The sequence below is a fragment of the Bradyrhizobium elkanii USDA 76 genome, from assembly GCF_023278185.1.
GTDB classification, from domain to species: Bacteria; Pseudomonadota; Alphaproteobacteria; order Rhizobiales; family Xanthobacteraceae; genus Bradyrhizobium; species Bradyrhizobium elkanii.
The window spans coordinates 4,422,275-4,436,185 of the sequence record NZ_CP066356.1 but is presented as its reverse complement, the minus strand read 5'-3'; the positions used below and the strand labels follow the sequence as shown (position 1 = coordinate 4,436,185).

Genomic DNA, 13,911 nt, shown 5'->3' with positions numbered 1-13,911 from the left:
TACCCATGTCGCAGCAGCGCGATTTTGCAGCCAGCCTGCGCTGGTGGCGGCAACGCAAGGGGCACTCGCAACTCGAGCTCGCCGGGCGCGCGGATATCTCGCAGCGCCATCTCAGCTTCCTCGAGCTCGGGCGCGCCGCGCCGAGCCGCGACATGGTGATCCGGCTTGCCGCGGCGCTCGACGTGCCGTTGCGCCAGCAGAACGCGCTCTTGGTCGCGGCCGGCTTCGCGCCGGTCTGGCGGCAAACCGACCTCGCCGCACCGGAGCTCGCCCAGATCCGCTACGCACTGGATTTCATCCTGGCGCAGCAGGAGCCCTTCCCGGCGGTCGTGGTCGACCGGCACTGGAATCTGCTGCTCGCCAATTCAGGCGCCGGGCAATTGGTGGAATTCCTGGTCGGGCCGCTGGCTCCAGGCACGGCGGTCAATCTCGCCGATGCGCTGGTCGCGCCCGGTGTGTTGCGCCCCTATCTCACCAACTGGACCGTGGTGGCCGGCTACTTCGTCCGCAGTGTCGAGGCCGATGCCGCCGCCGACGGCACCACCGCGACGGCGGAATTGCTCAAGCGCCTGCTGGCCTATGACGGTGTCGAAGCCGCGTTGGCCGCGCCGCCGGGGCCGACATCCGGGCCGGTGCTGCCGATGCTATTCCGCAAGGGCGACGTCAGCCTGCAATTGTTCACCACGATCGCGACGCTGGGGACGCCGCAGGACGTCACGCTGCAGGAGCTGCGCATCGAAAGCTTCTTTCCGATGGACGAGGAGACCGCGCAGATCTTTCGAACCTGGTCGAAAGCGAACCCCGCCAAGGCGGCTCAGTCGTAGAAGTCCGGCGACAGCTTCAGCCCGTCGCGCTGCGCCTTGTCGTGGTTGATCCAGAGCTGCGCCTTCTCCTTTGTCAGCGTGTCGGCGATCTTCTGCATCGAGGCCAGCGTCTGCTCCTTGCTGACGTTCATGCTCGGCGCGCGCCGGTTGTCCCAATTGTCCCTGAAGTGAACGGCATCGCCGGTCAGCACGACCGCGCCTGTCTTCGGCAGTTTCACCAGCAGCGACTGGTGGCCGGGCGTGTGGCCTGGCGTCGACAGGATGGTGACGCTGCCGTCGCCGAACACGTCGCGGTCGCCTTCGAGCTTCGTCACGGGATGCTCGGGCTTGAAGCGCGGCGCGTTGTTGGCGCCGGGCCACTCATACTCCGCCTTCTGCACATACAGCATCGCGGCCGGGAACAGCTCGACATTGCCGATGTGATCGGGATGGGTGTGCGACACGGCGATCGCCTTGATGTCTAACGGCTTGACGCCGAGCTGGTCGAGCTGCACGGCGAGCGTCTTCGGCCGCCGCCAGGTGACCGCCTTCGGATCGGCCGGCGCAAGGCCGTCCGGCATCGCCGTCACCGCGTCGGGAATCCCGGTGTCCCACAGCAACCAGCCCTGGGCGTGCTTGATCAGGTAGCAATTGTCGACGAAGTCCATCGACTTGCCTTCATTGACGCCGGGCGACCAGCGTGAAATGTCGCCGGCAACGCCCTCGCCGCAGTTGAGGATGTAGAGCTTCTCGACGCCTGATTTCGCCGGCTCGGCGTCCGCATGCGGCAGCACGCCCACGGCCCAGAACAACATTGCAAGACCGATTGCCTTCTTCACGTTGCCCTCCATTGATCGAGCCGGTTGCTTCAGCGCGCGGCCGCAATGTGCCGTGTCGTCGCCGCCCGTGGAAGACGTCGACATGGGTCGAGCGATCAATTGAATGCGAGTGCGCGGCCGGCTGCGTCGGCTAGACCATCTCCGCCGGCGCCAGCCGGCAGGTCTCGCTGCTGATCTCGACCTGCAGCGTCGCGTGGTGGATGCTGAACCGCTCCGAGAGCTCGGCGCAGACGTGATGCAGGAAGACATCGTCGTGTCCGCCGGGCCGCACCAGATGCGCGGTCAACGCGGTCTCGCTGGTGCTCATCGCCCAGATGTGCAAATCGTGCACCTCGGTGACGCCCTCGAGCGCGCCGAGATAATCCCTCACCTCTTTGAGATCGATCCCCCTCGGCACCGCGTCGAGCGCGAGGTTGACGCTGTCGCGGGCGAGCTCCCAGCCACTCAGCAGCACGACCACCGCGATGACGAGGCTGATCGCCGGATCGATCCACTGCCAGCCGGTCGCCATGATCAGGAGCGCGGCGATCACGACGCCGAGCGAAACGCCGGCATCCGCCGCCATGTGCAGATAGGCGCCACGGACATTGAGATCGCTGTCGCGGCCGCGCATGAACAGCAGCGCCGTGCCGCCATTGATCAGGACGCCGAGTGCCGCGACCCAGACCACGGTCCAGCTTGCAACCTCGGCCGGCTCGCGCAAGCGGTTGATCGCCTCGACCGCGATGCCGCCGACCGCGATCAGCAGCAGCCCGGCATTGAACAGCGCCGCCAGGATCGAGGCGCGACGGTAGCCATAGGTGTGGGTATCGGTCGGCCGCCTGCCCGCGAGCCATGCCCCGCCCCAGGCCAGCAGCAGCGCGATGACATCGGAGAGATTGTGAACGGCGTCGGAGACCAGCGCCAGCGAGTTGGCTGAATAGCCGAAGATCAGCTCCGCGACGACGAAGGCGGTGTTCAGCGACGCGCCGACCGCAAAGGCCGTGCCAAAATTGTCAGGCGCGTGGCTGTGCCCGGCATGGGAATGCCCGGCGTGGGCATGTCCGTGAGAATGACCGCTGTGGTCGTGGTCGTGATTGTGCGCCATGGCAACCGTCGCCCGATGTCGTCGGCGACGGTTATAGCGCGGTGAAATGTGGATACTATCACACCGCGCCAGTTAGCCGCGTAGCCCGGATGGAGCGCAGCGCTACAGTTACTCCACGCCGCGGTTGAACTTGTTCGATTTCGGCAGGCCGTGGGCGAGCCGGCCGGCGTCGGCGCGGTTGCCGCGCCAGTCGGCCAGTTCCTTCATGGTCATGCTGTGCTCGCGGCCGGCGGAATCCTTCCAGGTCAGGCCGGTCTTGGCGTCGAACACCGCAACGTCAGACAGCGACGCGCTGGTGTATTTCTGCAGCCGCACGCCGCGGCCGCGCGCCATCTCCGGCACCTGGTCGAGGCCGAACAGCACCATCTTGTGGTTGGTGCCGATCACCGCGACGGTGTCGCCGTTCACGGTCGTGATCGCGCGGGCCTCGTTCGGCATTTCGACGTTGAGCACCTGCTTGCCCTTGCGGGTGTTGCCGACGCAGTCCTCTTCCTTGACGATGAAGCCCTGCCCCTCGCTGCTCGCGATCAGGAACTTGCGCTCGCCCTTGTTGACGAACAGCGAGATGATCGCGGCATCCTGCTCGAGATCGATGAACATCCGGATCGGCTCGCCATGGCCGCGGCCGCCCGGCAGTTTTGCCACGTCGAGCGAATAGAACTTGCCGTTGGTGGCAAACAGCAGCAGCTTCGAGGTGGTCTCGGCAAAAAACGAGTGCTCGAGCTTGTCGTCGGTCTTGAAGGCAAGCCCCGAGAGATCCTCGACATGGCCCTTCAGCGTCCGCACCCAGCCCTTCTCTGATATCACGACGGTGCACGGCTCGCGCTCGACCAGCGCTTCCTCGATCGCGGCGAGGTCATGCTCGGGCGCATCGGCGAAGGTGGTGCGACGCTTGCCGAGCGGCGTCTTCGGTCCGAAGATGTCGCGGACCTTGCGCACCTGATCGCCGACCTTGGCCCACTGCTCCGTCTCGGAAGCGAGCAGGCCCTCGATCCCCTTCAGCTCCTTGCGAAGATCCTTGTCCTCGGTCCGAATCTCCATCTCCTCCAGGCGGCGCAAATTGCGCAGGCGCATGTTGAGGATGGCGTCAGCCTGGATCTCTGACAGCTTGAAGGTCTTCATCAAGACCGGCTTCGGCTCGTCCTCGGTGCGGATGATCTTGATCACCTTGTCGAGGTTCAGATAGGCGACGAGGTGGCCGCCCAGCACTTCCAGGCGGTGCTCGATCTGGGTCCTGCGGAAGTTGGACCGGCGGACCAGCACGTCGCGCAGATGGTCGAGCCATTCGCGCAGGCACTCGGCAAGGCCGACCACCTTCGGGATGCGGCCCTTGATCAGCACGTTGAGGTTCAGCGAGATCTTGCTTTCCAGCTCGGTCAGGCGGAACAGCGACTCCATCATCAGCGCCGGATCGACGGTGCGCGATTTCGGCTCGATCACGAGCCGGACGTCCTCGGCCGACTCGTCGCGGACGTCGGCGACCAGCGGCAGCTTCTTCTCGTTGATGAGCTCGGCGATCTTCTCCACGATCCGCGACTTCTGCACCAGCCACGGAATCTCGGTGACGACGACCACCCAGGTGCCGCGCGCGCCCTCCTCCTGGGTCCAGCGCGAACGGGTGCGGAACGAGCCGCGCCCCGTGGTGTAAGCCTCGACGATCGCTTCCTTGGAATCGACCACGATGCCGCCGGTCGGGAAGTCCGGGCCCTTGACCCATTTCAGCAGCGCCTTCGACTTGGCGTCGGGCTTCTCGATCAGATGCAGCGCGGCGTCGCAGAGTTCGGCCGCGTTGTGCGGCGGGATCGAGGTCGCCATGCCGACCGCGATGCCCTGCGCGCCGTTGGCGAGCAGGTTCGGAAAGCCGCCCGGCAGCACCACCGGCTCTTTCGACTGACCGTCGTAGTTGAGGCGAAACTCGACGCCGTCCTCGTCGATGCCGTCGAGCAGCAGCCGCGCGACCTCGGTCATGCGCGCTTCGGTGTAGCGATAGGCGGCCGGGTTGTCGCCGTCGATATTGCCGAAATTGCCCTGGCCGTCGACCAGCGGGTAGCGCGAGGAGAAATCCTGCGCCAGGCGCACCATGGCGTCATAGATCGCCTGGTCGCCATGCGGATGGAACGAGCCCATCACGTCGCCGACGATCTTGGCCGACTTCTTGAATGCGGCGCGCGGGTCGAGCCCGAGCAGGTCCATGCCGTAGAGGATGCGCCGGTGCACCGGCTTCAGCCCGTCGCGGGCGTCCGGCAGGGCGCGATGCATGATGGTCGAGAGCGCATAGGCGAGATAGCGCTCCTCGAGCGCGTCACGCAGCGGCACCTCGTGAATTTCGGCCGGCTCTTCCGGCGGAATCTGTCGTTTTCCCATGGGGAGGCGTTAAACCTTGGCGGTGAATCGGGCAAGCCGCGAATCACGCGAACCGCGCATCGATGCACCTGATTCGCGCAATTATTGTGCCGACTGGCCGGCCGTCCGCACGGGCTTGACGGGAGTTTCCTTGAGCAATGGCGGGCGACATCGATCTCGGCGTCGGTTGCGCCATGGGCTCTGGCCCAGCTTTCGGCCGCCGCGGCCGAATATCTGGCGACGTAGTAGCGAACCACCGTGCAGGAGACGCGACGGAGCACGCCCCCCTGCTCGCCGGCCATTGCGTCCGGCGCCAGCGTCAGCAACGCCGCTGAAATAACAATTCCCCGCAGAAACATCGGTCGCCCATCGATGGAACCACGTCCCCGCAATGCTTCACCAGGCGATCTCGTTCCCGTCCCGCCCTGCATGACAGGGGCGCGGGAATGTCAGTGCTTCGCGCCATCGACCTGCAAGGCGAGCTCGATGACCTCGATCCCGTCAAAACAGCAGCTCGGGGCGCGGGATCACGTCCCCGCCAGCCGGCGCCGCCTCGTTACGGCGTTGATAAATCCGTCGCGGGCGTCGGAATGACCCTGCCCGCGGGGCTCCAGCACGTGGCGGAGCAGGAACAGGCCGGTGATCTGGAAACCATCGAGCAGGTCCTGGTCCGACCAGCTGTTGGCCCCGCCCTCGCCTTCGCGCAGGAACGCCGGCAGCGGCAACAGCCGGTCGCGCCACGGTTCGCCGGCGGCGCGGGACACGGCGCCGCCGGATTTCGGCGACACATAGATCAGGTCCGACGTCTCCCCGGTGGCCGCGCAGTTTCCCAAGTCGAGCCCGAAGCCGAGCTCGGTCAGCATGGCGAGCTCGAACCGGATCAAGTGCACGGCGGCAACGCCGGCGTCCTCGAAATCGTCGAGCGTCCCTTGCAGCATCCAGTAGATGTCCTCATGCGGATCGCGCTCCGGCAGCAGCCGGGCCAGCGCCGCCAGATGCGTGACGCCGTAGACCGCGTGCGATGAGCCGAGCAGCGTCGCCGCGCGCAGCCGCGTGCCTTCCAGCGCATACATGCCGAGATGCTCGTCGAGCCGCGCCCGCCACACCGCGGTAACGCTGTTGCCGGGCTGCAGCAGCGGCCGCATCCGCGAGCTGGCGCCGCCGCGCACCAGGCCGAGATGGCGGCCGTGCTCGCGCGTCAACAGCTCGACGATGGCGGAGGATTCGCCATGCCGCCGCACGCCCAGCACGATGCCTTCGTCGCTCCATTCCATGTGCGGAGTCTAGCAGGATTCCGCGGATGAACGCAGCTTTCCTCACGCGTCATGCCCTACGCGTTGAACCAGCCCCGCGCGTCGCCGGTGAAGGAATAATACAGCCCGGCGGTGGTCAGGATGCACGACACGACCTCGATGGCGCTGTCGATCTCCATGCCCCTTGCGCCGATGACCTGCACCAGGGACATCACCGACAGGACAAGCACCGCGAGCAGCGCCCAGCGCGGCCAGTTCTTGCGATGCTGCGCGGCAAGCCGGACGAAATACATCAGTAGCAGGATCATGCAGCCGGCCGTCAGGGTCTCGCCCATGATCATCTGCTCGGTCTTCAGGATGGTCGGCGTGCGGTCCTGGAACGCCACCGACAGCGCATCCAGCGTCAGCGACAGATAGAGCAGAACCTCAAACCACAGCACGTTTCTGGGCACGTTCATGCAGACGTCGACTCTTATTCCTTGGGGAAGTCCAGCCCCATTTCCTTGTAGCGATCGGGATCGTCACCCCAGTTCTCACGCACCTTGACGAACAGGAACAGATGCACGGGGACGCCCATGATCTCGGAGATCTCGGCACGCGCCTGCGCGCCAATCGACTTGATGGTGGCGCCGCCCTTGCCGAGCACGATCTTGCGCTGGCTCTCGCGCTCGACAAAAATCGTCTGCTCGATGCGGATCGATTTGTCCTTGCGGTCGGTCCAGCTGTCGGTCTCGACCGTCGACTGGTACGGCAGTTCCTGATGCAGATGGCTGTAGATCTTCTCGCGGGTGATCTCGGCCGCCAGATGCCGCATCGGCGCATCCGACATCTGGTCCTCGGGATAGAGGAACGGCCCTGCGGGCACCAGCTTGGCGAGCGTCTGGCGCAAATCGGCAACGCCGTCGCCGGACAGCGCCGAAATCATGAAGGTGTGCTCGAAGCGCATCCGCTCGTTGGCGGCCTGCGCCAGCGCCAGCAGCTTCTCGCGCTGCACGAGATCGACCTTGTTCAGCACCAGGATCTTCGGATGCGCGACGGTTTCGAGCTTGGCCAGGATCGCGTTGGCCTCTTCGTCGAGGCCCGACTTCGCATCGAGCAGCACGCAGACGAGATCGGCGTCGTGCGCGCCGCTCCAGGCGGTCGACACCATGGCGCGGTCAAGCCGGCGCCGCGGCGCGAAGATCCCTGGCGTGTCGACCAGGATGATCTGCGCGTTGCCCTCGATCACGATGCCGCGGATCAGCGCGCGCGTGGTCTGCACCTTGCGCGAGACGATCGTGACCTTGGAGCCCACCAGCGCGTTGACCAGCGTCGACTTGCCGACATTGGGCGCACCGATCAGCGCGACGAAGCCACAGCGCGTCGCGTCCCCTTGCCCTTTGGCCTCGTCAGTCATTGGTGCCGACGCCTTCGCGCTCGATCATCGCGGATGCTGCCGCCTTCTCCGCCGCGCGCTTGTTGCCACCGAGGCCCTCGGCGGAGGCCAGGCCCGGCAGGTCAACCGCAACGCGGAATTGTGGATCGTGATGCGGGCCGGTGCGTTCGACCTCGCGATAGACCGGCGTCGGCAGCCCCTTGCCCTGCGCCCATTCCTGCAGCACGGTCTTGGGATCGCGCAGCGGCCGGCGCAGCTTGTGCATCCGTTCGGTCCAGTTGCGCTCGACGAACTGGCGCGCGGCCTCATAGCCGCCGTCGAGAAAGATCGCCCCGATCACCGCTTCGCAGATATCGCCGAGCACGGACTTGCGCAGCCGGGCGCCCTCGACCGCCTTCACCATGCCGAGCTTGATGTCCTCGAGCAGCCCGAGTGCCTTGGCGACGTCGGCGCAGCTCTCCTTGCGCACGAGGTCGGCGAGCCGCTTCGACAATTCGCCCTCGTCGGCCTTGGGGAACGATCGGAACAGCATGTCCGATACGATCAGCCCGAGCACGTGGTCGCCGAGGAACTCCAGCCGCTGGTAGCTGTCGGCGCGGTTGCGGGTGGCGGGCTTCAGCGCGGAGACGTGGGTGAACGCGGTGGTCAGCAGCGCGGGATCCTGGAACGTGTACCCGATCCGCGCCTCGGTGCCCGCGATCGCGGCCTTCTCCTCAGCGGCCTTGGCCGCCTTGCTGCGCCGTTTCTTCGGCGCGGCTGTGCTGTCGGCGGCAGGCGTCTGGCTCGGCTCGCCGGTCGGCGCAGGATCGTTGATGGCTGCGGTATCGTCGTTCATCGCACGATAGAGAATAGGCGATTCCACCGCACGGCAAGCGGCCAGCGCCAGATCATCCAGGCCTGCTCGCCCTCGGCGATCGAGAAGAAGATCATCTGGGCCCGCCCGATGATGTTCTCGAACGGCACGTAGCCGACCTGCGACAGGAAGCGGCTGTCGGTGGAGTTGTCGCGGTTGTCGCCCATCATGAAGAAATGCCCGGGCGGAACGGTGTAGACGATGGTGTTGTCCATGTAGCTGTTGTCGGTGCAGTCCAGCGTCTCATAGCTGACGCCGTTCGGCAGCGTCTCCTTCCAGCGCTTGACGCGGGCGGTCGCATCCGCCGAGCCGCAGGGATCCTCGCCGACGAAATCGCTCAGCCGCTCCCGCTTGATCGGCTCGTCGTTGATGTAGAGCAGCCCGCTCTTGACCTCGATGCGGTCGCCGGGCAGCCCGATGACGCGCTTGATGTAGTCGGTGGAGTCATCCCGCGGCAGGCGAAACACCACGATGTCGCCGCGGTTCGGCTCCGAGCCGAAGATGCGGCCCGAGAAAATGTTCGGCGAGAACGGGATCGAATAGTGGCTGTAGCCATAGGAATATTTCGAGACGAACAGATAGTCGCCGACCAGGAGCGTCGCCTTCATCGACCCGGAGGGGATGTTGAACGGCTGGAACAGGAAGGTGCGGATAACGAGCGCGATCAGAAGAGCATGGATGACGACCCGGACGGTCTCGCCCAAGCCGCTTTCAGATTTGGTCCCGGTGGTCACGCTCATTGCTTTCCCAATTCCCGTGGACTGATGTCCACGCGGTGGCAGAACGTTCTCTTCGCGCGAAGCGTTCGGCCTTCGCGTGAGGAAAATGGCCTTGATTCTGATCTTGAGGGCAAATTCCGGCCTAAACCCGGAATCAGCATCTCGCTCGATATAACCCTGCGGCGTTTTAGACGGTTGTTCGCAGGGGTGCAATCAATCGTCGCCTCAAAACTTCGCAATTCATTGAAATATCAATGATTTTTTAGTTTTCTGAAGTTTTCCGGCAGAATCCGGCGCCGCGGCCTCATCTGGCGGGCGCAACCGCCGAAATTATGACGAAGGCCTGGGCCAACGGCCAATCGTCGGTGATCGAAAGGTCGATCTGCGCCTGCATGCCCTCGGGCGTCAGTTCCTGGAGCCGGGCCAGCGCCCCGCCGGTCAGCCGCATCGACGGCCGTCCGCCCGGCAGGTTCACGACGCCCATGTCCTTCCACCACACCCCGCGCCGGATACCGGTGCCGAGCGCCTTGGAGCAGGCCTCCTTGGCGGCGAAGCGCTTGGCGTAGGTCGCCACCACCATCTTCTCGTTGTTGGCGCGGCGCATCGCCTTGGCGCGCTCGGCGTCGGTGAAGATGCGCTCGAGGAATCGCTCGCCATGGCGCTCGATCACCTTGGCCACCCGGGTGATGTCGATCAGGTCGGAGCCGATGCCGATGATCATGCGCTGACGGCGCCCTGCGCCCTGGCGCGGCCGCGGTCCATTGCCGCACGCATCTCACGCACCGTCCCGGCGATGCCGACGAACAGCGCCTCGCCCATCATGAAATAGCCGATGTTCAACTCCCGGATTTCGGGCAGCGCGGAAATCGTCTCCGCGGTGTCATAGTCGAGCCCATGGCCGGCATGGACCTCGAGCCCGGCCGCCTGCGCGAGCCTGGCGCCGGCGACGATCCGCTTCCATTCGGCCTCCGCCTTGTCCTGGTGGCCGTCGACCACGGCGTCGCACCAGCCACCGGTGTGGATCTCGATCACCGGCGCCTTCAGCTTCGCGGCCATCTCGATCTGCCGGGGATCGGCGGCAATGAACAGCGAGACGCGGATGCCGGCGTCATTGAGCCGTGCGATGAACGGGGCCAGCGCGTTGTGCTGGCCGACGACGTCGAGGCCGCCTTCGGTGGTGAGTTCCTGGCGCCGTTCCGGCACCAGGCAAACCGCGTGCGGCTTGGTGGCGAGCGAGATCCGCAGCATGTCATCGGTCGCCGCCATCTCGAAATTCAGCGGCTTGGAGATCTCGGCCTTGAGCCGCGCCATGTCCTCATCGCGGATGTGGCGGCGATCCTCGCGCAGATGCGCGGTGATGCCGTCGGCGCCGGCCTCGATCGCGGCAAGCGCCAGCCGCACCGGATCGGGCCGCGCACCGCCGCGCGCGTTGCGCAGGGTGGCGACGTGATCAACATTGATACCGAGACGCAGCGGCGGAGACGACATCAAATCACTCTCTGACAAACCAGTTGAACCATCCCCTCATCCTGAGGAGCGGCGCCTGCGCCGCGTCTCGAAGGATGTGGCCCCGTCTCGGGCCGCATGGTTCCCGAGCGATGCGAAGCATCGTCCGGAGAGGGCGCTGACACGCCTCCTCACCATGAGGGCCGATGACAGGCGGAAGTCTAACCATTGACGCGCTCGACCCTGGCGACGACGGCCTTGGCGCGCAGCTGGGCGATGATAGCGCTGAGATGCTTGAGGTCATAGACCTCAAGATCGATGGTCAGCTCCGTGAAATCAGGCGATTGGCGCGACATGTGGATGTTGTCGATGTTGCCGTCGTGCTCGGCGATCACGGTCGCGATCTGGGCGAGGCTGCCGGGCTCGTTGACATTGTGGACCAGGATGCGGGCCGGGAAGCGCTGCGGCATGGTCTCGTCGATATCCCAGCGCACGTCGAGCCAGCGCTCCGGCTCCTCCTCGAAATCCTTCAGCGCCGGCGACTGGATCGGATAGATCGTGATCCCCTCGCCTGGCGTGACGATGCCGACGATCCGGTCGCCCGGCACCGCCCCGCCGTTCGGCGCGAACTTCACCGGCAGGTCGGAATTGATGCCGCGCACCGGGATCACCGAGGTGGCGCGCGCCGGATGCGGCGGGTTCTGCGTCTTCAGCTTGGCGGCGAGGCCTTTCTTGGCGCCATAGCGCACCAGCCGCTCTTCCTTGTAGTCCGGATACATCGCGCGTGCGACGTCGGAGGCCTTGATCTCGCCGCGCCCGACCGAGGCCATCACGTCCTCGATCGAGCTGCGCGCGAGCCGTGGCAACGCGCCCTTCAGCTTGTCGTCGGCGTATTCGATCTTGGCGCGGGCAAACAGGCGGTCGACGATGCGGCGGCCGAGGCCGGCATACTGGTCGCGCACCGCGTCACGGGTGGCACGGCGGATCGCAGCCCGCGCCTTGCCGGTGCGGGCGAGCGCCTCCCAGGCCGACGGCGGCGCCGACTGCGCTTTCGAGGTCAGAACCTCGACCTCGTCGCCGTTCTGCAGCTCGGAGGACAGCGGCGCGAACTTGCCGTTGATCTTGCAGCCGACCGCGCTGTTGCCGACACCGGTGTGCACGGCATAGGCGAAATCGATCACGTTGGCGTTGCGCGGCAGCGCGATCAGCTTCCCCTTCGGCGTGAAGCAGAACACCTGGTCGTGGAACAGCTCGAGCTTGGTGTGCTCGAGGAATTCCTCCGGATTGGCGCTTTCCGAGAGGATGCCGATGGTGTGGCGCAGCCAGGCGAAGGCGTTGGACTCGTGCTTCAGCCGCTCGTGCGGCGAGCCCGCGCCCTCCTTGTAGAAGGCATGCGCGGCGATACCGAACTCGGCGATCTGGTTCATGTCCTCGGTTCGGATCTGCAGCTCGACGCGCTGCTTGCCCGGCCCGATCACCGTGGTGTGGATCGAGCGGTAGTCATTCTGCTTCGGGGTCGAGATGTAGTCCTTGAAGCGGCCCGGCACCACCGGCCAGGTGGTGTGGACGATGCCGAGCGCGCGGTAGCAGGCCCCGACATCGTCGAGGATGATGCGGAAGCCGTAAATATCGGACAGCTGCTCGAAGCCGACCGACTTGCGCTCCATCTTGGTCCAGATCGAAAACGGCTGCTTGCGGCGGCCGAACACCCGCGCGGTGATGCCGTTCTTCTGCAGGTTCTTGGAGAGCTGGGTTTCGATCTCGCCGATCAAATTGCGGTTGCGCTCGGCCAGTGAATCGAGCCGCTGCTTGACCACCGCATAGGCCTCGGGATCGAGCACGAAGAACGACAGGTCCTCGAGCTCCTCGCGCATCTCGTGCATACCCATGCGACCGGCCAGCGGCGCATAGATATCCAGCGTCTCCTCGGCGATGCGCCGGCGCGAGGCCGGCGGCACGAATTCCAGCGTGCGCATGTTGTGCAGCCGGTCGGCGAGCTTGATCAGCAGCACGCGGACGTCGTCGGCGATCGCAAGCAGCAGCTTGCGCAAATTCTCGGCCTGCTTGGCCTCGCGCGACACCAGTTCCAGCCGCTTCAGCTTGGTCAGGCCTTCGACCAGCGCGCCGATCTCGTGGCCGAACACGTTGTCGATCTCGGCCCGCGTCGCCTCGGTGTCCTCGATCGTGTCGTGCAGCAGCGCCGCCACGATCGTGGCGTCGTCGAGCTTGAGGTTGGTGAGGATCGCGGCGACCTCGAGCGGATGCGAGAAATAGGGGTCGCCGGAGGCACGGGTCTGCGTGCCGTGCGCCTTCATGGCGTAGACATAGGCGCGGTTGAGCAGGTCTTCGTTGGTATCGGGGTTATAGGAGCGGACGCGCTCGACGAGGTCATATTGTCGCATCATTCGCGTCCGCGGCTTGGCCGGCCTCTCCGCCGTGGACGACGTCGGCGCCACCGCTACCGTTTCGGTTGCAGCCTGCATCTGGATGGAACTTCGGCGTCGGTACGCCATGAACTCGTTGCCTCTCGCGCGGGACCGGAACGCCCCACCTTTGCTCAATCTAGTGCGCTTTCGAATGAAGCAGCACCCCGCGCGGGCCCTGGAACCATTCAATTTCCCGCGTCCGCATAGGACGCACCGTAACAGCAAAATTGTCAACAAAAGCAAAGGCCCGGAGCAATGTCCGGGCCTTCGGCAAATCGGTTCGAAACGACGGCGAGCTTACTCGTCTTCCTCGGGCTGCTCCTCCGGGGGCGCCAGACCCTCGAGGCCCTTCAGCAACTCTTCCTCGGTCATCCGCTCGACCGCCACCTCGGTGTCGTCGGCGTCGACGCTGGCACCGGCGGAACCGATCAGCGGCACGGTGTCGGGCTCGGGCTCGTCGACCTCGACGAACTTCTGCAGGGAGTGCACGAGCTCCTCTTTCAGGTCTTCCGGCGAGATCGTCGAATCGGCGATCTCCCGCAGCGAGACGACCGGATTCTTGTCGTTGTCGCGATCAACCGTGAGTTGCGACCCCGACGAGATCATCCGGGCGCGATGCGCGGCCAACAGGACGAGGTCGAAACGATTGTCGACCTTGTCAATGCAATCTTCGACGGTGACGCGAGCCATCTCGAGGCGCTCCGTGGTAAAAGGGACCGAACATGTAGGTTATGAGGGTTAGTTATAGGCCCAGCCCCCGTTTCGCA

The 13,911-nt window shown here is 65.4% G+C and carries 13 protein-coding genes and 1 pseudogene; 1 reads left to right on the top strand and 13 read right to left on the bottom strand.

Going from position 1 to position 13,911, the window contains the following annotated elements; genetic code table 11:
- The first annotated feature begins 5 nt into the window (after positions 1-5).
- Positions 6-824 (top strand): helix-turn-helix domain-containing protein, encoded by an 819-nt coding sequence (locus tag JEY66_RS21520; RefSeq protein ID WP_018271936.1) that lies wholly within the window; start codon positions 6-8, stop codon positions 822-824.
- Here JEY66_RS21520 and JEY66_RS21515 read toward each other — a convergent pair.
- The 13 genes and pseudogenes from JEY66_RS21515 to rpoZ all read right to left on the bottom strand — a co-directional run bounded on the left by JEY66_RS21515 (position 815) and on the right by rpoZ (position 13,834).
- The gene (locus JEY66_RS21515) at positions 815-1,618 is read right to left on the bottom strand and encodes an N-acyl homoserine lactonase family protein (RefSeq protein ID WP_085964945.1); all 804 of its coding nucleotides are present in this window, start codon (positions 1,616-1,618) and stop codon (positions 815-817) included. The two genes, JEY66_RS21520 and JEY66_RS21515, sit on opposite strands and share 10 nt — an antisense overlap.
- A 154-nt stretch (positions 1,619-1,772) precedes the next feature.
- Complete coding sequence (locus tag JEY66_RS21510; RefSeq protein ID WP_018271938.1) at positions 1,773-2,729, bottom strand: cation diffusion facilitator family transporter; 957 nt, start codon at positions 2,727-2,729, stop codon at positions 1,773-1,775.
- A 108-nt stretch (positions 2,730-2,837) separates the two neighbouring features.
- The gene (gene parC / locus JEY66_RS21505; protein WP_016844013.1) at positions 2,838-5,093 is read right to left on the bottom strand and encodes a DNA topoisomerase IV subunit A; all 2,256 of its coding nucleotides are present in this window, start codon (positions 5,091-5,093) and stop codon (positions 2,838-2,840) included.
- Positions 5,094-5,212: 119 nt separating this feature from the next.
- A pseudogene (locus JEY66_RS21500) lies at positions 5,213-5,431 on the bottom strand (hypothetical protein); the annotation flags it as partial.
- A gap of 168 nt (positions 5,432-5,599) precedes the next feature.
- Entirely contained in the window at positions 5,600-6,346 is a 747-nt protein-coding gene (gene recO, locus JEY66_RS21495) for a DNA repair protein RecO (protein ID WP_018271939.1), read from the bottom strand.
- 56 nt (positions 6,347-6,402) lie between these two features.
- Entirely contained in the window at positions 6,403-6,783 is a 381-nt protein-coding gene (locus JEY66_RS21490) for a hypothetical protein (protein WP_016844011.1), read from the bottom strand.
- 14 nt (positions 6,784-6,797) lie between these two features.
- Positions 6,798-7,721 carry a GTPase Era gene (gene era / locus JEY66_RS21485; RefSeq protein ID WP_018271940.1) on the bottom strand — a complete coding sequence of 308 codons (924 nt, stop codon included), beginning with the start codon at positions 7,719-7,721 and terminating at the stop codon, positions 6,798-6,800.
- Entirely contained in the window at positions 7,714-8,535 is an 822-nt protein-coding gene (gene rnc / locus JEY66_RS21480) for a ribonuclease III (RefSeq protein ID WP_018271941.1), read from the bottom strand. The genes era and rnc overlap by 8 nt, the downstream gene beginning before the upstream one ends.
- Positions 8,532-9,293 carry a signal peptidase I gene (lepB, locus tag JEY66_RS21475; protein WP_018271942.1) on the bottom strand — a complete coding sequence of 254 codons (762 nt, stop codon included), beginning with the start codon at positions 9,291-9,293 and terminating at the stop codon, positions 8,532-8,534. Before lepB ends, rnc begins: the two co-directional genes overlap by 4 nt.
- Before the next feature lie 283 nt (positions 9,294-9,576).
- Positions 9,577-9,993 carry a holo-ACP synthase gene (gene acpS / locus JEY66_RS21470; RefSeq protein ID WP_016844006.1) on the bottom strand — a complete coding sequence of 139 codons (417 nt, stop codon included), beginning with the start codon at positions 9,991-9,993 and terminating at the stop codon, positions 9,577-9,579.
- Positions 9,990-10,760, bottom strand: coding sequence for a pyridoxine 5'-phosphate synthase (locus JEY66_RS21465; protein WP_018271943.1), 771 nt, complete (start codon positions 10,758-10,760; stop codon positions 9,990-9,992). The genes acpS and JEY66_RS21465 overlap by 4 nt, the downstream gene beginning before the upstream one ends.
- 179 nt (positions 10,761-10,939) lie before the next feature.
- Positions 10,940-13,231, bottom strand: a complete 2,292-nt coding sequence (locus JEY66_RS21460; protein ID WP_026192848.1) for a RelA/SpoT family protein — start codon at positions 13,229-13,231, stop codon at positions 10,940-10,942.
- A 210-nt stretch (positions 13,232-13,441) separates the two neighbouring features.
- Positions 13,442-13,834 (bottom strand): DNA-directed RNA polymerase subunit omega, encoded by a 393-nt coding sequence (gene rpoZ, locus JEY66_RS21455; protein WP_016844003.1) that lies wholly within the window; start codon positions 13,832-13,834, stop codon positions 13,442-13,444.
- Positions 13,835-13,911: the final 77 nt, after the last annotated feature.